Source organism: Allotabrizicola aquatica (SeqCode), from assembly GCF_965194375.1.
In the GTDB taxonomy this organism is placed as follows: Bacteria; Pseudomonadota; Alphaproteobacteria; order Rhodobacterales; family Rhodobacteraceae; genus Tabrizicola_A; species Tabrizicola_A aquatica.
In genome coordinates, this window is record NZ_CBDAEL010000007.1 from 49,799 (window position 1) to 66,552 (window position 16,754).

Here is a 16,754-nt window from a genome sequence, read left to right on the forward strand (position 1 = left end):
CGCTATGTTTTCCCATACCTCGGGGTGCCTGAAAGGGCTGAGATGCAGCGATGCGGACCCGTTGAACCTGAACCGGATCATACCGGCGGAGGGAAGGTGTATGGAAAACCTCCATCCCGACCTATGCCGTCGCAATTGGAGGAAGCTATGAGAACCATCCCCCTTTCTGCGGCTTTTGCGTGCCTTGCCAGCTTGGCAGCCGCGGAAACCCCAGTGCTTGACGTCTATACCTATGACAGCTTTGCCTCAGAATGGGGCCCCGGCCCGGCCATTGAAAAGGGCTTTGAGGAAAGCTGTGCCTGCGATCTGCGCTTTGTGACGGCCGGCGATGGCGCGTCACTTTTGGCGCGCCTGCAGCTTGAAGGTGCAGCCAGCGCCGCCGATGTGGTGGTGGGCCTTGACACCAACCTCACCGCACAGGCTGCCGCCACCGGGCTGTTTACCGCCCACGGCCAGCCCGCAGTCACCGGGCTGCCAACCCCATATGAGGACGCGAATTTCCTGCCCTTTGACTGGGGCTGGTTCGCCTTTGTGCACAACAAATCCCTCGCCAGCCCGCCGAAATCCTTTGAAGAGCTGGCCGCGTCCGACCTGAAGATCGTCATTCAGGACCCGCGCTCCTCGACCCCCGGTCTGGGGCTGGTGATGTGGGTCAAGGCCGCTTACGGCGACCGTGCAGCCGAAATCTGGGCCGGGCTGAAGGACAACATCGTCACCGTCACCCCGGGCTGGTCCGAAGCTTATGGCCTTTTCCTTGAGGGTGAGGCGGATATGGTGCTGTCCTACACCACCTCGCCCGCCTATCACCTGATCGCCGAAAGCGATGACACGAAGACCGCCGCCGCCTTCGACGAAGGCCATTACCTGCAGATTGAGGTGGCGGGCAAACTTGGGGCCAGCGACCAACCCGCGCTGGCCGATGCCTTCCTTGCCTATCTGACTGGCCAAGCGGCGCAAGGTGTTATCCCGACGACCAACTGGATGTATCCGGCCAACCCCTTGGCAGCAGGGCTGCCGCAAGGGTTTGAAACCCTGATACAGCCGGCCAAGTCGCTTTTGTTGTCACAAGAGGAGGCTGGCGCGCTACGCGATGCGGCCGTCGCGGAATGGCAAGCCGCGCTGGCCCAATAACAGCCCGCGCAACGGCCGCCCTTCTGGGGTTGGCCGTTGCCGCGCTGACCCTTGGCAGCGCCGCGCTGACGGCGGGCCATGCGACCGATTGGTCGCTTGGCCCTGCCGACGGCGCGGCGCTGCGCTTTACTGTTTTGCAGGCCGCGCTTTCGGCGCTGGTCTCGTGTCTTTTGGCCATTCCCCTCGCCCGCGCGCTGGCACGCCGCCGCTTTGCCGGGCGTGCGCTGCTTGTTCGCCTCTTGGCAGCACCTTTCCTGTTGCCGGTGGTGGTCGCGGTTCTAGGCCTTTTGGCGGTCTTTGGCCGTGCTGGGCCGGTGAACACCGCCCTCACCGGCCTTGGGCTGCCACCCCTGTCGATCTTTGGCCTGCATGGCGTGGTGCTGGCCCATGTGTTTCTCAACCTGCCACTCGCCACACGCATGATCTTGCAAGGCTGGCAGGCCATCCCGGCCGAACGCTTTCGACTGGCCATGGCGTTGGGCATGCCCCCTGCAGCGCAGTTTCGTCACCTTGAAGCGCCGATGCTGCGCAGCGTCTTGCCCGGTGCGTTGGCCACGATCTTTCTTCTGTGCCTGACCAGCTTTGCCGTCGCTCTGACCCTTGGCGGCGGGCCCAGCGCGTCAACCATCGAGCTTTCGATCTATCAGGCCCTGCGGTTTGAGTTTGATCTTGGCCGCGCCGCCCTTTTGGCCGCGCTGCAATTTGCACTTTGTGCAGCGGTCACGCTGACCACGCTGCGGCTGACCACCGGGGCGGTGTTCGGCCCCGGACTGGGCCGACCGCTTTACATCCCCAACCCACAAGGGTGGCGACGTTTGGTGGATGGGGCGGTCATTGTCTTGGCCGCAGCCTTTCTTCTCGGCCCCCTCCTCGGCGTCACGCTGCGCGGGCTGCCCGGACTAGCCGAGATGCCAGCGGGTGTCTGGCCTGCACTCGCCCGGTCTTTGGCTGTGGCCATTGGTTCGGCCTTGTTGGCCAGTGCCATCGCCCTGACCTTGGCCCTTGCCGTCGCACGCGGGCAAGGCTGGCTTGAACTGACCGCGATGCTGCCGCTCTCGGCCTCGGGTCTGGTGATCGGGACGGGGCTGTTCTTGGCCGTGCATCCCGGCATCCAGCCCGAAACCCTTGCCCTTCCCGTGACTTTGGCCGTCAATGCTGCCATGGCCTTGCCTTATCTCTTTCGCCTTTTGCTGCCCGAAACCCGCGCACTTTTGGCCGATTATGGACGGCTGTCCGAAAGTCTTGGCCTCCATGGCCTAACCCGCCTGCGCCTCATCACCCTGCCACGGCTTGCCCGGCCCTTGGGCTTTGGCGCCGGGCTGGCCGCGGCCTTGTCGATGGGCGATCTGGGCGTCATTGCGCTGTTTGCCTCTGAACGCAGCGAGACGCTGCCGCTTTTGATCCAACGCCTGATGGGTGCCTACCGGATGGAGGCCGCTGCCGGGGCGGCGCTTGTCTTGGTTAGCGCCAGCTTTGCCCTGTTCTGGGCCTTTGACAGATGGGGAACCTCACGTGCTGCGGCTTGAACAGCTTGATATCCGGCAAGAGGGTTTTCACCTGATCGCCCATTGGGAAGTGGCCAAGGGTGCCAAGGTGGCCGTCATCGGGCCCTCGGGGGCGGGCAAATCCACACTTCTTATGGCGCTGGCGGGGTTTGTTCCGCATGGCGGGCGCGTTACGTGGGATGGGCAGGATATGGCAGCACTGGCTCCCGGCGACCGTCCGCTGTCGATCTTGTTTCAGGACCAGAATCTGTTTCCCCACCTGACATTGGCGCAGAACCTTGGCCTTGGGCTCTCACCACGCCTGCAACTGGCTGCCGCCGATCATGCCCACATTGAGACCACCCTCGCGCGCGTCGGCCTTGGCGACATGGGCAGCCGCAAACCCGCGCAACTTTCAGGGGGGCAACTGGGCCGCGCGGCACTGGCCCGTGCTCTGCTCCGCGCCCGGCCGATCCTGTTGCTGGACGAACCCTTTGCCGCCCTTGGCCCCGCGCTTAAGGCGGAAATGCTGGATTTGGTTACCGAGACCGCCAATGAAACGGGTGCCACCGTGCTGATGGTTACCCACGACCCCGCCGATGCCCGCCGGTTTGCCGATCTGACCGTGCTGGTGGCCGATGGTGTCGCCGCCGCCCCGGTGCCGACTGCAGCGCTCTTCGCCAACCCGCCCCCAGCACTTCGCGATTACCTTGGCGCCTAAAGCAAAACCCCCGCCACAAGGGGCGGGGGTTTCAGCATTTACAGATCGCCGACGCCTTAAGCGTGCTTCTTCCCTTTGACGCCAGCCCAAAGCCGCTTGTTCGTCAGATAAAGCAGCGAGGTGAGCAGGACCAAGAAGATCACCGCCACAAAGCCGGTCTGCTTGCGCGCCATCATATGCGGCTCGGCAGCCCACATCAGGAAGGAGGCAACGTCCTCGGACATCTGCGACAGGGTCGCAGGCGTGCCATCGGCGTAGGTCACCTGATCATCCGACAAGGGCGGCCCCATCGAAATCCAGCCGCCTGCAAAGGCGTGGTTTTCGTAGAAGGTGGTGCCGGCTTCTTCCTTCTCCTCACCGGTATAGCCGGTCAGGATCGAATAGATGTGCTCGGCCCCGCCCATGCCGCGGAACAGCTGGTTCATACCAGTGCCATAAGGCCCGCTGAACCCGGCCCGCGCCTTGGCCATCAAGGAAAGGTCAGGTGCGCCCGCCCCGGTGTTGGCCGGGAAGTTGTCGCTGTCCTTGGCTTCCCGCTCTTCACCGGTCTCTTTGTCGATCACGCTGTAGTTCTTGGCATAGGCCCGAACCTGATCGGCCGGCAGATGCGGCCCGCCCTCATCCGCAAGCGTGCGGATGGGGACATATTTCAAGCCATGGCAGCCCGAGCAAACCTCGGTGAACACCTGCAGACCGCGCTGCAGCTGCAGTTGGTCATAGGTGCCGAAGGGGCCTTCAAAGCTAAAGTCGACATCCTCGGTATAGGTCGCCCCACCCGCGGCCATGGCCGCTCCCGAGGACAAGACCAGTGCAGAGACGGCGCTGATTGCGATTTTGCGAAACATCTTGGTCAGTTCCTTTCCGTCACTCACTCGGCCGCGCCGGGATAGTGGGCGTTGAAATCTTCCTCGATCGTCGCCGGGATCGGCAGCGGCTTTTCAAGCACACCCAGAAGCGGCAGGATCACGAGGAAATAGGCGAACCAGTAGGCCGAGGCGATCAGCGAGATCGTGGCATAAGGCTCTTCGGCCGGCATGGCGCCAACCCACATCAGCACAACAAAGTCGATGACCAAGAGCCAGAACCAAGCCTTGAACTTGGGACGATAGCGGCCCGAGCGCACCGACGAGGTGTCCAGCCACGGCACGATCGCCATGACGGCAATTGCACCGAACATCGCCAGCACGCCAAAGAACTTGGCGTCAACGATGCCGAAGGTCAGCCATTCCACCGCGATCACCACCCAAACGTCGGCGGTAAAGGCGCGCAGAATTGCGTAGAACGGCAGGAAGTACCATTCCGGCACAATATGAGCAGGCGTCGCCAACGCGTTTGCTTCGATGTAGTTGTCGGGGTGACCCAGATAGTTGGGCATAAAACCGACAACGGCAAAGAAGATCGCAAGGATGAGGGCCAGTGCGACCAGATCCTTGACCACGTAATAGGGCCAGAACGGTACGGTATCTTTCGCGGCTTCCTCCTTGGACCCACGACGCACGTCAACACCCGTGGGGTTGTTGTTGCCGGTGGTGTGGAAAGCCCAGATGTGAACAGCCACCAAGGCAGCAATCACGAAGGGCAAGAGGTAATGCAGCGAGAAGAAGCGGTTCAGCGTGGCATTGTCCACGGCCGGTCCGCCCAACAGCCATTCCTGAATGACCGGGCCAATGCCGGGGATCGCACCGAACAAACCGGTGATCACCGTTGCACCCCAGAACGACATCTGGCCCCAAGGCAGAACGTAACCCATAAACGCGGTCGCCATCATCAGAATGTAGATCACAATACCGATGATCCACGTCACCTCACGCGGGGCTTTGTAGCTGCCATAGTAGAGGCCGCGGAAGATGTGGAGGTAGACGGCAAAGAAGAACAGCGACGCGCCGTTCATGTGCAAATAGCGGATCATGTGACCGCCGTTCACGTTGCGCATGATGTGCTCGATCGAGGCGAAAGCCATGTCGACATGCGGGGTGTAATGCATGACCAGCACGATGCCGGTGATGATTTGCAGCGCAAGGCAAAACGTTAGAACGATGCCCCAAATCCACATCCAATTCAGGTTCTTGGGGGTTGGGAATGTCAACGTGTCATAGGCCAAGCCGACAATCGGCAGGCGCGTGTGCAGCCAGGTCTGAAAGCCCGGCTTGGGTTCATAATGGTCGTGCGGAATTCCGGCCATTTGGTGTGCTCCTTAGCCCAGCTTGATTGTTGATTCGTCTTCGAACGCGGCAACCGGAACGTCCAGGTTGCGCGGCGCAGGCCCTTTGCGGATGCGACCAGCGGTGTCGTAGTGCGATCCGTGGCAAGGGCAGAACCAGCCGCCAAATTCACCGGCACCGTCGCCAATCGGCACGCAGCCCAGATGGGTGCACACGCCAATCATCACCAGCCACTCACCCGCCTCATCCAGCGTGCGGTTGGCGTCACTGGCATCGGCGTCAGGCTTGTTGGAGTTTGCGGACTTTGCGTCCATGAGATCTGTCAGCGCCACGGCGCGGGCAGCCTCAATTTCTTCGGGGCTGCGGCGGCGGATGAACACCGGCTTGCCGCGCCATTTCACGGTCAGTTGCGTGCCAACCTCGACACCTGAGACATCGACGAAAATCGACGCCAAGGCGCGGGTATCAGCCGAGGGGTTCATCTGATTGACCAGCGGCCAAACCGCTGCGCCAGTGGCAACAGCGCCGGCACCGGCAGTTGCGTAATACAGGAAATCCCTGCGGGTGCCTGCGTCATTCTCTGCGTGGGACACGAGATCTTCTCCCTTCCAAGGCCGCCGGGCGCGACCCATATACCGATGCGGCCGCAGTTTCCCGCAGCCTCGCCGGGCGGGTTGTAGACAAGGATTTTTCCGCCGTCCAGCGGTCAAAGGAGCGCAGGGGGGGCTGTTTTTCGCTTTTGTTGCCCGGCAGGGCTTGCAAAATCGTCCAGCGCGCCCAAAGGCCGCTTAGGCTGGGCGCGTTGAAACCATGGAGGCACGCGCCGAAAACCCTTGTTCCCAAGCTGCCAGCCGTGGCCGATCCTGCCGCCAATGCCGCTCGGCATGGCGGAAATCCAGATAGCTGAGCGCCACGGCCACTGCGACATGGGCCATGGTCAGACGCCCCTCCAAGAGCACCATGCCCCGGGCCTCAATCGCATCGAGCGCCCGGGAGACCTTGGCCCATTGGCCTTCAACCCAAGGGGCAAAGCGCAGCGCCTCGGGGCGCAGACGCGTCTCATAGACCATCAATAGCGCAGCCTCGAGCATGCCATCCGCCGTCGCCTCTAGCGTCAACACCGGCCAAAGGTCAGATCCGGCCGGGTACAGCCCCGCGCCCGACACATGGTCCAGATAGCGGCAGATCACCCGGCTGTCATAGAGGGCAGGGCCACCATCATCCGGGATCAGTGCAGGGATCTTGCCCAAGGGGTTCTGGTCCAAGGGCATCGAGCCCGGGTCCAGCGGGCTGCCCGCCACCGTCTGCACCTGCACTTGGTCAGCCAGACCCGATTCGTGGATCAGAACCATGACCTTGCGGCCAAAGGGCGTGGTCGGAGAGGTGAAAAGCTGCATGGTGGCCTCGCGCATGATCTGCCCGCAGACAATCCCGGCGGGGCGGCCCCGTCAAGCCGGGTCGCGCGCGCCTTGGCCACCGCCCTCAATCAGGCGACGCAGATGATCGGCCAAAACCTCGACATTGCCGGGGCGCAAGATTGACAGATGGGTGCCGGGCAGGTCATGCAACGTCATCCCTCCCCGTGCGACCGAGGCCCATCCCAGCCCCGTCGCCAGCGCCTCTGGGCTGTCCCAGAAACTGTGATCGGCGCGAAACACCGTGAGCGGCCCATCATAGGGTTTGGGCTTATAAAACTCGACCGCGCAGACATTGGCGGCAATCAGGTTGTGCGCGTTCACCTGATCCGGTGCCGCGCGCAGAGCCTCGCGCCGCTCGCGGTAACGATCCAGCCGGTTTTTCAGAACACGGCCAAAATGGCCGACGCCGTGCAGGCGCACCTGTTGGAGATGGGCGTGCAGTTTGTGGCGACCGGCCAGAGCGGGCCGACCATCGGGGCCCATCGCGTCCAATACCGCCAAAACCCGCACCTCACGCCCAGCGGCGTGCAGCAACTGCGCCAGCTCATAGGCGAAATACGCAGCCATAGACACGGCCCCCAGCCCGACGGGACCTGTCGGGAAATAGGTCTGGATCTCTTCAAAATAGATGCGCGCCGTGCGTTCAACATTGATGTCGTCCAGATTGCGCGGCATGCCGACCGAGAGGCCAAACACCGGCTGATCGGGGCCCAGCGCCGCTGCGAGAGGGCGGAATAGATCTTCGTTTCGTCCCAGAACATGAATGGCAAAAAAAGGGGGCTTCGATCCCTCAGGCTGGATCGCGATGGTATATCGCGGCGCGGTCACCCCGCTTTGCAGCATCTCGGCCAAGGCCGCAGCGCTGCCATGATGATGCAGATTTGCGGTCAACAAGGCATATCCGGTGCGCTGTTCGATCAGGCTGACCAACCGCAGCGCCAAGAGCGAATCGCCCCCCAGATCGCTGAACAGGGCGTCGGGTGGCACATGGGCGCGCTCCAACACCTCGGCCATGCAGGCCGCGATCACACGCGTTAATGGGTCGACAACCCGGCTGGCTGCCATCGCGCCACGCGCGGCCTCGGGGCGCGGCATCGGCAAGGCGCGGCGGTCGATCTTGCCATTGGCCCCAACCGGAAGGCTCTCAACGCCAATCACCAGCGGCACCATTGCGCGCGGCAGTTTGCGCCCAGCCGCAGCGGTGATGTCGTCAGCCGACAAACCCGGCTCTGCCACCACCCAAGCCACCAGCCGCGGGGCGGGTTCGTGCAGCACCGCGACATGCGCCGCGCGCACGCCAGGTAGAGCGGCCACCTGCCGCTCTACCTGATGCAGATCGATACGCTGGCCGCGCAGTTTGATCTGGCGGTCGCGGCGACCCAAGAACTCCAATTGCCCATCCGCCCGCCACCGCGCCTGATCACCAGTGCGGTAGATCCTCCCCCCCCGCACCCAAGGGTCTGGCTGAAATGCCTCTGCCTCGGCCAAATCGCCGAGATACCCGCCGGTCACCGCAGGTCCACCAATCCACAGCATCCCCGTGCCGCCCATCGGAGTCAGACTGCCGTCACAGGCGCGCAGTACCGTGCGGGCGTGAGCCAATGGGCGACCGATCGGCACCTCGCCTAGATCATCCGGCAAGGGCTGACTGGGCATGACCGCAAAGGCCGTCGCGGTGATCGTGGTCTCGGTTGGGCCATAGCCGTTCATGCAAGCCACATCCGGCGCAACCTCGCGCCAGCGGCGGAGCGCTTGGGGATTAATCCGTTCACTCCCCGCAATGACGAGCCGCAGTGCAGGCGCAAACCGCGCGCCAGTCAGGGCCATCTCCTCCACAAGCACATGCCAGAAACTCGCGGGGAGATTGGCCACCGTGACCGCCTCTCGCGCCAAGAAGGCGACAAAGGCGCGAACCGATTCCGCCGCAGCCTCATCGCGCACCACCACAGTGGCCCCGGCCAGAAGCGTTGGGAAAATCTCTTCCAACGCCACGTCAAAACCTAACCCGGCAAAATGCAAAACCCGGTCCGACGGCTGTAGCCCGAAGGCCGCGATCGTCGCGGACCCATGCGCCGAAAGCGCTCCACACAGCCCCCGCACCCCCTTGGGTGCGCCGGTCGATCCTGAGGTGAACACCACATACGCCAACCGATCCGCGTCAGGGATCGGGCGATCCGGCGGCACCTGCTGCTGATCCGCGAGATCAGGGGCCAGAACCACCGACGCGCCAAGCGCCTCCGCGCGGTCGCTGACCAGCACGCGGGCGCCGGCTTGGGCCGCCAGATCCGCCAGCCAACTGTCCGGCAGATCAGGGTCCAGCGGCAAAAAGGCTGCACCCAGCTTCAGCACCGCCAAAAGCGCCGTCACATGACCCGCCCCCCGCGGCATTTTGACCCCCACAACATCACCCGGCACGACCCCAGCCGCCTGCAACCGGGCGGCAAGGGCATTGGCGGCCAGGTCCAGCGCCCGATAGCTGAACACCCGCCCGACGGCAGGCTCGATCACCGCCGGGGCCTCAGGGTGCGCCGCTGCCACCGCCTCAAACCGGCTGGCAACACAGGGGGGTGCATCGCACAGCGCTGTGTCTGGCTGCCCCAACTTCAAAAGCACTGCGGTTTCGGATGTGGACAGCATGTCAACTTTGCCCAAGGGCGTTGCCGCATCGGCCTTGGCCATCTCGTTCAACAGCCGCACAACCTGCGCCAAAAGCGCCGCCGCCATATCCGGCGCGATACGCGCGGGATCATGTTCGATCACCATCTGCATTTCGGCATCATCGGCCACCGCCAAGGTGGCCGCCGCCGTGCCCTCCTCGACCAGCCGCACCGACCAATCCGCCCACTCACCCCCAAGGCCCCGCATCCGCGCCTCAAGCGAGCTGTGAGCGTGCATCACGATTGTGTCGAACAGCAGTGCCTCGCCCGAAAGCCCCGCCCAGCGCCGAACCTCGGTCAGGCTAGCATGGGCATGGGGGCGCATCTCCAGTGTCAGCGCGCGCAATCGCGCCAGAACGTCCCCAAGGCTGTCCTGCCCCTGCAACCGCAACCGCAGCGGCAAGGTGGAAATCAAACACCCCACAGTCCGGTCAAGCCCCGGCATCAGCCTGCGACCGGAGTCCACCAAGCCAAAGCACACCTCCTCTTGCCCCGTCCAGCGCGCCAGAACTATGGCCCAAGCCGATTGAACCGCGTTCAGGGGTGTTGCCCCCATAGCCCTAACCCGGTCCCGAAGGGTCACCGATTGGGCCAAAGACAGAGATGCCGCCTGTATCGCCATACGACCCGAGAGATCACCGCCCAACCGGGCCAAGGGTGCCGCGGCCGCCCCATCGGCAAACATCCGGGCAAAAAACGCCTCGGCCGCTGTCTTGTCGGTCTGGCGCACCTCGGCCGAAAACTTAGCAAAACTTTGTCCCTGATAGGGCGGCAACATCTGCCCGCCCAAAAGGATCCCCAACTCTTCGAGCATAATCGCCATCGACGCCCCATCGATCAGCGCATGATGAATGGTCCAGACCATGACAGCCCGTGAAGGGCTAAGCCGCAAGAGGTTGATCCGCCACCCGGGCCGTGCCTGCACATCCACGCCCGTAAGCCGGTCCTGTGCCAAAAAGGCCTGCAATGCAGCCGTCTGACCCTCAGGCGACAGATCGGACAGATCCTGCTCCGCTAGGACAAGATCGGGCTCGGGCAGAACCTGCTGCGCCACACCGCCCTGCGCATCCGGCACCAAGCGCATTCGCAACGCATCGTGCCGCGCGGCCAAGGCCAGCCACGCCGCGCGCATCGGCCCTGCCGCAAACTGTGGCAAGGTCCCGTCCACCACAATCTGCTCAAGATTGGCCCAAGGTCGCCCAGCCAGCGTGCTTTCCAAAAGCAAGCCCTGCTGCATCGCCGTCGCAGGGCCGACCCCACGAACCGTTTGTCGCGTCACACCAGACACTGACCGATGACCCCTACCCACGTTCCCGCCCCAACGCCCTTAAGCCGAGCTTGGCCCCAATTGCCGCGACACTGGCATTGAAGGCGGTCAATCCTGTGGCGCGTGGCGGGCGATTTCAAGACAAATGCCGCAGACCCAAGGCATTCGGCTGCGACAAAACTTTGCGGGTGAGAAGCCTTCGCTTTTTCCAATCCACACGCTAGATGGTGCGCAAAGAGGGACATATGATGCTCAACGATCCGCTGTTTATCGTCGCCGCCATCGCCAGCCTTATCGTTCTGGTCATCTTGATGATCGGCATCGGTGGCTTTGCCAAAGGCGGCGAGTTCAATCGCAAGCACGCCAACCGCGTGATGCGCTGGCGCATTGGCGCGCAGTTCGTCGCGGTGATCCTGATCGTGTCCTTCGCATATTTGCGCAGCCGGGGAGGCAACTGATGGTCGTTCTGTCGAAAATCTACACGAAAACTGGGGATGCGGGCGAAACTGCGCTGGGCAACGGCGCGCGTGTCGCCAAACACTCCACCCGCGTGTCGGCCTATGGCACGGTGGATGAAACCAACGCGACCGTTGGCCTCGCCCGCCAACATGCGACTGGTGACATGGACGCGGCCCTTGCCCGCATCTCGAACGACCTCTTCGATCTGGGTGCTGATCTGTGCACGCCGGACATGCACATGGATGCCACCCTGTCCTATACCCCGCTGCGCATGATTTCGGGCCAAGTCGACCGGCTGGAGCGTGAGATCGACGCGATGAATGACAAGCTGAACCCGCTGCGCAGCTTTATCCTACCCGGCGGCAGTGCGCTTGCCGCGCATCTGCACCTGTGCCGCACCGTTTGCCGCCGCGCTGAACGGTTGGTGGTAGAGCTTGCGACCATGGAAGAGGTGAACAACGACGCGGTGAAATACCTCAACCGCCTGTCGGATTGGTTCTTCGTCGCTGGCCGTATCGCCAACAACGATGGTAAGGATGACGTGCTCTGGGTGCCCGGCCTCACCCGCTGATCGGCTTTACCGCTCAATACGCGGCGTCTCGTCGCCCTTTCCTGTCGCATTTGCACTGTTGTCTGTGTCCGGGAATCGGTATTAGCCCATGCAAGAGCTTGAATTGGCCCTAAGGGCCGCTGTTGGGAGATTCTGCCGATGAAGGTCCTCGTGCCTGTCAAACGTGTGATCGACTACAACGTGAAGGTTCGCGTGAAGGCGGACGGTTCCGGTGTTGATCTTGCGAACGTGAAAATGTCGATGAACCCCTTTGACGAGATTGCCGTCGAAGAGGCGATCCGGCTGAAGGAAAAGGGCATCGCGACCGAGGTGGTCGTGGTGTCGATTGGCGTAAAGCAGGCGCAGGAAACCCTGCGCACCGCGCTCGCCATGGGCGCGGATCGCGCCATCCTGATCGAGGCCACCGCCGATGTTCAGACCGATATCGAGCCTTTGGCTGTGGCCAAGCTCTTGGCCGCAGTCGTCAAGGAAGAGGCCCCCGGCATCGTCCTGTGCGGCAAGCAGGCCATCGACAATGACATGAACGCCACTGGCCAGATGCTGGCGGCCCTTTTGGGCTGGTCGCAGGCCACCTTCGTGTCGGAACTCGCGATTGACGGCGACAAGGCTGTGGTGACCCGTGAAGTCGACGGCGGTCTGCAGTCCATCTCGGTCGCCATGCCGACCATCGTGACGGTCGATCTGCGTCTGAACGAGCCGCGCTATGCGTCGTTGCCGAACATCATGAAAGCCAAGGCCAAACCCTTGGCCACCAAGACCCCGGCAGATTACGGCGTTGACGTCGCGCCGCGTCTGACTGTGGTCAAGACCACCGAACCCGCAGGCCGCAAGGCTGGCGTCAAGGTTGGCTCGGTGGAAGAGCTGATTGCAAAACTCAAAGACGAAGCAGGGGTGATCTGATGGCCGTTCTTCTTCTTGCCGATGTGAATGGCGACCAACTGGCGACCGACGCGGTGGCCAAAGCGCTGACCGGTGTTAAGGGTCTGGGCGAAGTGCATCTTCTGGTCGCTGGTCCGGCTTCGGCTGCGGCTGAGGCGGCCAAGCTGGAAGGTGCCTCCAAGGTGCTGCACGCCGAAGACGCGGGCCACGGCCTTGCCGAATCGCTGGCTGATCTGGTGGTCGGTCTGGCCGGTGGCTACAGCCACATCGCCGCACCTGCGACCGCGTTTTCCAAGAATGTGCTTCCCCGCGTGGCTGCCCTTCTGGACGTGATGGTGCTGTCGGACGTGACCGCAGTGATCGACGCCGACACGTTCGAGCGCCCGATCTATGCCGGCAACGCGATCCAAACCGTGAAATCGGCTGACGCGAAGAAAGTCTTCACCGTGCGCACCGCGGCCTTCGCCGCAGCGGGCATGGGTGGCTCGGCATCGGTTGAGACGGTTGCGCCGAAAGCCTCGGCTCTGTCGACTTGGGTCGAAGACCGCGTCGCCGCCTCTGACCGGCCCGAGTTGACCTCGGCCAAGGTCGTGGTCTCGGGCGGCCGTGGCGTCGGCTCGAAGGAATCCTTCGATCTGATCGAAGGTCTGGCTGACAAGCTCGGCGCTGCCGTTGGTGCCTCGCGCGCTGCTGTGGACTCTGGCTATGCGCCGAACGACTGGCAGGTTGGCCAGACCGGCAAGGTTGTCGCCCCGCAGCTTTATGTCGCCGTCGGCATCTCGGGCGCGATCCAGCACCTTGCGGGGATGAAGGATTCCAAGATCATCGTTGCGATCAACAAAGACGAAGAAGCGCCGATCTTCCAAGTGGCCGATTATGGCCTCGTGGCCGACCTCTTCGCTGCTGTCCCGGAAATGACCGGCAAACTCTAAGGACGGAACCTGATTTCGTCTTCGCGGCGGGCGCCCTCGGGCGCCCGTTTGCGTTACAAGGGATGCAGATCTAGCCCCGGCATCCGCTCTGCTGCCAACGCGTTGACATACTGAAACTGCCACAGCGTGAACCTCAGCGGCATTGGCCCGCCCCGACCCTCTGGCGGTTTGACGCACCCCCACCCCAGGGGCGCCTTCTTTGCCCACAGAAGCGCGCAATAGCAATCAACCCGTCCAATCAGATCATCTGCCGCAGCACCGGAACCAGCCGCTTGGCCAATTCGTAATGCACGGCAGGCCCGGGCAGACGCGCAGCCGCCGGCGCCTCCAGCGGGCCAAAGGCCATACCCTCGGCCCCCTTGGCCCGCGCGGCGGCACTGGGCACCATCTCGACATAGGTGGTGGCCAAGGGTTTGACAGCGGCCACCATCTCCCTGTCCACCAGCATCGGCTCCCCGCTCAGATCGGCGCGCTTGCCGGGGTTGGGCGGCGGGGTATCGGCCAGCCACAGCAGCACCGTCGGACAACGAAGCTGCCCCAGAAGACCTTTCATCCGGGCGACCCAAGCGCTGCGCAACTCCTCGGCCAGCACCTCAAACCTGTCGGCCGAATGTCCCTGCAGCATGTGTATCATATGCCGGGTAAAGCTGAACTCGGTGAAATCCACCTGCCGAAACAGCGCCCGCAAAAGCGGCGTTGGACCGGTGAAACGGTCATTACGGCGCGGATGCACCGCGTAATACCGGTTCGTCAGGTTTTGCGCCCCAGTAATCTGCACCACACAGGCCGCTGCCCGCGACACCGATTCTAGCAGGGCATCTTCCCGCACAAAGACCTCAGGCCCGGCGTTCACGCAGCCGAAGTTCGCCACCTGCACATCCAGCATTTCTTCCAACAGGTCAGGAAATGGCGTTGGGATGAACTTCCCATAGGTCTCAGTCCCGCCCAGACAGGCCACGAAAGGCTCCCTCAAATCCGCTTTCGGACCCCGAAACAGAAGCCGCGAACCGGCATAGCTGCACGGTGAATAGTCAAGCGCCCCCGCGCCCGGAAAGGCATAGGCCATTTCACACACCCAAGTTTAGTCACACCCGGGACCAGATTGGCCGATTCCCCTTACCAACCTGCTAAACTTAGCATTTTCTTGAAATCCCATGAGTTTTGCTGGCCTTGCCCCCAAGGGTGGCCCCGGCCTATTGTGGGGCAGTCAAGCAAGAGGTCAGCATGGATATCCGGACAGTCGGGATCGTCGGCGCAGGTCAGATGGGCAACGGCATCGCCCATGTCTTCGCCCTGTCGGGATATGAGGTGCTGTTGAACGACATCTCGGACGAAGGGCTGAAACGCGCCGTCGCCACCATCGACAAGAATCTGGAACGGCAGGCCTCGCGCGGGAAGATCACCGAGGCGACCCGCGCTGAGGCCATGGCGCGCATTAAGACCACCCTTGTGCTGCCCGATCTGGGGGCTTGCGATCTGATCATTGAGGCGGCGACCGAAAAGGAAGCGGTCAAGAACCAGATCTTCGAAACGCTCGCCCCACATCTGGCGCCACAGACGATCCTGACCTCGAACACCTCTTCAATCTCGATCACCCGTCTCGCCTCGCGCACCGACCGGCCTGAACGCTTCATGGGGTTTCACTTCATGAACCCGGTGCCACTGATGCAACTGGTCGAACTGATCCGGGGTATCGCGACCAATGTTGAGACCTATGACACGCTCTTGGCCGTGGTCGGCCGTCTGGGCAAAACAGCGGCCAGCGCCGAGGATTACCCGGCCTTCATCGTCAACCGTATCCTGATCCCGATGATCAACGAGGCGGTCTATGCGCTTTATGAAGGCGTGGGCAATGTGCAGTCCATCGATCAGGCGCTGAAACTGGGGGCCAATCACCCGATGGGACCGCTGGAACTGGCCGATTTCATCGGGCTGGACACCTGCCTGGCCATCATGAACGTGCTGCATGAAGGGCTGGCCGATACCAAATATCGCCCCTGCCCGCTTTTGACGAAATATGTCGAGGCAGGCTGGCTGGGTCGCAAGACGCAGCGCGGATTTTACGATTACCGCGGCGAAACGCCGGTGCCGACGCGGTAACTCCTCGATCGCTTTGCGTCTCGTCGTGATGTCCCGACGAGCGTCTGAAAGACGACGAGGAGGGCGCGTTACATGCCCAAGTCCAGCGTGTGCTGACGCAACCACGCCAGAAAGCCGCGCGGGTTTCCTTCCCATTTTTCCAGCTCGCTCGCTGGAATGGGTGCACCCACAAAGGGCCGCTGGGGTTTGAACAAGGCGCGTTTGATCTCATGGAGCAGCAGCCCTTGCCGCAGCGTGTCGGACAGCTGATTTGCGATCTGAAACAGCCGGCTGTTCTGGCCTGTGAAATGCATTGGCACGATGGTCGCGCCGGAAGAGCGCACGATCTTGTGGGTGAAAACGTTCCACTCCGACTCAATCGCTGGGCCCCACCAGCCTTCGGACATTGCCACCTTGCCGGCTGGAAACAAAATGATCACACCGCCCGCGCGCAGGTGCTTCATGGTGTCGTCCCGCATCTGCAACCCCAGCTCGCGGGCGTTTTCCTCATGCGGGAAGGGAACCGGGATCATGAATTCCTCAACCTCGGGAATTCCGGTCAAAAGGCTGCGCGTCAGAATCTTGAAATCCGACCGCACCCGGTTGACCAGCTCGGCCATCACCATGCCATCCACCAACCCCGAGGGGTGGTTGGCCACAACGACCACCGGACCGGTGGCGGGGATGCGGGCAATTTCCTCTTCCGGGGTATCAATCCTGATCCCCATATGGTGGATTGCCTTAGGCCAGAACGGCGCCCCAAAGGGCGCGCCCGACTTTTCAAAGCTGCGGATCAGGCGCAGAAGCTGCACCTTCGCGGTCAACCACTCTAAGGTGCGGATCGTGTTGGCCTTGACGGGGCTTTTGAATGTCCCGGCATAAGACAGACGACGCATGTCATACTGACGCTCAGCCTTGGGCGTTTGCCCGGCCAAAACGGCGGCGCTGGCCTTGTCTGTATGCGGCGTGTCGGTCACGAACCTATGCCTTCCCG

The 16,754-nt window shown here is 62.7% G+C and carries 15 protein-coding genes and 1 riboswitch; of the genes, 8 read left to right on the forward strand and 7 right to left on the reverse strand.

Features of this window, described 5'->3' with window-relative positions; translation table 11 throughout:
• Positions 1–10: 10 nt before the first annotated feature.
• Positions 11–111, forward strand: a riboswitch (TPP riboswitch).
• A 36-nt stretch (positions 112–147) separates the two neighbouring features.
• Genes thiB through AC72UB_RS10230 form a run of 3 tightly spaced genes read left to right on the forward strand, consistent with a single transcriptional unit; the run spans position 148 to position 3,336 of the window.
• Entirely contained in the window at positions 148–1,131 is a 984-nt protein-coding gene (thiB, locus tag AC72UB_RS10220) for a thiamine ABC transporter substrate binding subunit (RefSeq protein WP_505189684.1), read from the forward strand.
• Positions 1,107–2,657 (forward strand): ABC transporter permease family protein, encoded by a 1,551-nt coding sequence (locus tag AC72UB_RS10225; protein ID WP_505189685.1) that lies wholly within the window; start codon positions 1,107–1,109, stop codon positions 2,655–2,657. The genes thiB and AC72UB_RS10225 overlap by 25 nt, the downstream gene beginning before the upstream one ends.
• Entirely contained in the window at positions 2,644–3,336 is a 693-nt protein-coding gene (locus tag AC72UB_RS10230) for a thiamine ABC transporter ATP-binding protein (RefSeq protein WP_505189686.1), read from the forward strand. The genes AC72UB_RS10225 and AC72UB_RS10230 overlap by 14 nt, the downstream gene beginning before the upstream one ends.
• Before the next feature lie 56 nt (positions 3,337–3,392).
• Here AC72UB_RS10230 and AC72UB_RS10235 read toward each other — a convergent pair whose 3' ends face one another.
• The 5 genes from AC72UB_RS10235 to AC72UB_RS10255 all read right to left on the reverse strand — a co-directional run bounded on the left by AC72UB_RS10235 (position 3,393) and on the right by AC72UB_RS10255 (position 10,882).
• Complete coding sequence (locus AC72UB_RS10235; RefSeq protein WP_505189687.1) at positions 3,393–4,181, reverse strand: cytochrome c1; 789 nt, start codon at positions 4,179–4,181, stop codon at positions 3,393–3,395.
• Positions 4,182–4,204: 23 nt separating this feature from the next.
• Positions 4,205–5,518 carry a cytochrome b gene (gene petB / locus AC72UB_RS10240; RefSeq protein WP_505189688.1) on the reverse strand — a complete coding sequence of 438 codons (1,314 nt, stop codon included), beginning with the start codon at positions 5,516–5,518 and terminating at the stop codon, positions 4,205–4,207.
• A gap of 12 nt (positions 5,519–5,530) precedes the next feature.
• The gene (gene petA / locus AC72UB_RS10245) at positions 5,531–6,091 is read right to left on the reverse strand and encodes a ubiquinol-cytochrome c reductase iron-sulfur subunit (protein ID WP_505189689.1); all 561 of its coding nucleotides are present in this window, start codon (positions 6,089–6,091) and stop codon (positions 5,531–5,533) included.
• Between the two features lie 195 nt (positions 6,092–6,286).
• Positions 6,287–6,895, reverse strand: coding sequence for a glutathione S-transferase (locus AC72UB_RS10250; RefSeq protein ID WP_505189766.1), 609 nt, complete (start codon positions 6,893–6,895; stop codon positions 6,287–6,289).
• 51 nt (positions 6,896–6,946) lie between these two features.
• Positions 6,947–10,882, reverse strand: a complete 3,936-nt coding sequence (locus AC72UB_RS10255) for a non-ribosomal peptide synthetase (RefSeq protein ID WP_505189690.1) — start codon at positions 10,880–10,882, stop codon at positions 6,947–6,949.
• 206 nt (positions 10,883–11,088) lie between these two features.
• On the opposite strand from AC72UB_RS10255, the gene AC72UB_RS10260 reads away from it, so the two are divergent.
• From AC72UB_RS10260 to AC72UB_RS10275, 4 genes are all read left to right on the forward strand, one after another.
• A complete protein-coding gene (locus AC72UB_RS10260) occupies positions 11,089–11,298 on the forward strand; it encodes a twin transmembrane helix small protein (RefSeq protein WP_505189767.1) in 210 nt (69 codons plus the stop codon).
• Positions 11,298–11,870, forward strand: coding sequence for a cob(I)yrinic acid a,c-diamide adenosyltransferase (locus AC72UB_RS10265; protein ID WP_505189691.1), 573 nt, complete (start codon positions 11,298–11,300; stop codon positions 11,868–11,870). Before AC72UB_RS10260 ends, AC72UB_RS10265 begins: the two co-directional genes overlap by 1 nt.
• A 138-nt stretch (positions 11,871–12,008) precedes the next feature.
• Positions 12,009–12,770, forward strand: a complete 762-nt coding sequence (locus AC72UB_RS10270) for an electron transfer flavoprotein subunit beta/FixA family protein (protein ID WP_505189692.1) — start codon at positions 12,009–12,011, stop codon at positions 12,768–12,770.
• Positions 12,770–13,681, forward strand: a complete 912-nt coding sequence (locus AC72UB_RS10275; protein ID WP_505189693.1) for an electron transfer flavoprotein subunit alpha/FixB family protein — start codon at positions 12,770–12,772, stop codon at positions 13,679–13,681. The genes AC72UB_RS10270 and AC72UB_RS10275 overlap by 1 nt, the downstream gene beginning before the upstream one ends.
• 238 nt (positions 13,682–13,919) lie before the next feature.
• Here the strand turns inward: AC72UB_RS10275 and AC72UB_RS10280 are convergent, their stop codons facing one another.
• A complete protein-coding gene (locus AC72UB_RS10280) occupies positions 13,920–14,747 on the reverse strand; it encodes a DUF6473 family protein (protein WP_505189694.1) in 828 nt (275 codons plus the stop codon).
• Between the two features lie 158 nt (positions 14,748–14,905).
• Between AC72UB_RS10280 and AC72UB_RS10285 the strand changes: the two genes are divergently transcribed.
• Positions 14,906–15,781, forward strand: a complete 876-nt coding sequence (locus AC72UB_RS10285) for a 3-hydroxybutyryl-CoA dehydrogenase (protein ID WP_505189695.1) — start codon at positions 14,906–14,908, stop codon at positions 15,779–15,781.
• Between the two features lie 68 nt (positions 15,782–15,849).
• Here the strand turns inward: AC72UB_RS10285 and AC72UB_RS10290 are convergent, their stop codons facing one another.
• On the reverse strand, positions 15,850–16,737 hold the full coding sequence (locus AC72UB_RS10290; RefSeq protein WP_505189696.1) for a lysophospholipid acyltransferase family protein: 888 nt from the start codon (positions 16,735–16,737) through the stop codon (positions 15,850–15,852).
• Between the last annotated feature and the right edge of the window lie 17 nt (positions 16,738–16,754).

What these genes read in the sequence shown, in the direction of transcription:
- petB (WP_505189688.1), bottom strand. Translation starts at nt 5,518, where the DNA reads ATGGCCGGAATTCCGCACGACCATTATGAACCCAAGCCGGGCTTTCAG.
- thiB (WP_505189684.1), top strand. Translation starts at nt 148, where the DNA reads ATGAGAACCATCCCCCTTTCTGCGGCTTTTGCGTGCCTTGCCAGCTTG.
- AC72UB_RS10260 (WP_505189767.1), top strand. Translation starts at nt 11,089, where the DNA reads ATGCTCAACGATCCGCTGTTTATCGTCGCCGCCATCGCCAGCCTTATC.
- AC72UB_RS10270 (WP_505189692.1), top strand. Translation starts at nt 12,009, where the DNA reads ATGAAGGTCCTCGTGCCTGTCAAACGTGTGATCGACTACAACGTGAAG.
- AC72UB_RS10235 (WP_505189687.1), bottom strand. Translation starts at nt 4,181, where the DNA reads ATGTTTCGCAAAATCGCAATCAGCGCCGTCTCTGCACTGGTCTTGTCC.
- AC72UB_RS10225 (WP_505189685.1), top strand. Translation starts at nt 1,107, where the DNA reads ATGGCAAGCCGCGCTGGCCCAATAACAGCCCGCGCAACGGCCGCCCTT.
- AC72UB_RS10265 (WP_505189691.1), top strand. Translation starts at nt 11,298, where the DNA reads ATGGTCGTTCTGTCGAAAATCTACACGAAAACTGGGGATGCGGGCGAA.
- AC72UB_RS10285 (WP_505189695.1), top strand. Translation starts at nt 14,906, where the DNA reads ATGGATATCCGGACAGTCGGGATCGTCGGCGCAGGTCAGATGGGCAAC.
- AC72UB_RS10280 (WP_505189694.1), bottom strand. Translation starts at nt 14,747, where the DNA reads ATGGCCTATGCCTTTCCGGGCGCGGGGGCGCTTGACTATTCACCGTGC.
- AC72UB_RS10275 (WP_505189693.1), top strand. Translation starts at nt 12,770, where the DNA reads ATGGCCGTTCTTCTTCTTGCCGATGTGAATGGCGACCAACTGGCGACC.
- AC72UB_RS10250 (WP_505189766.1), bottom strand. Translation starts at nt 6,895, where the DNA reads ATGCAGCTTTTCACCTCTCCGACCACGCCCTTTGGCCGCAAGGTCATG.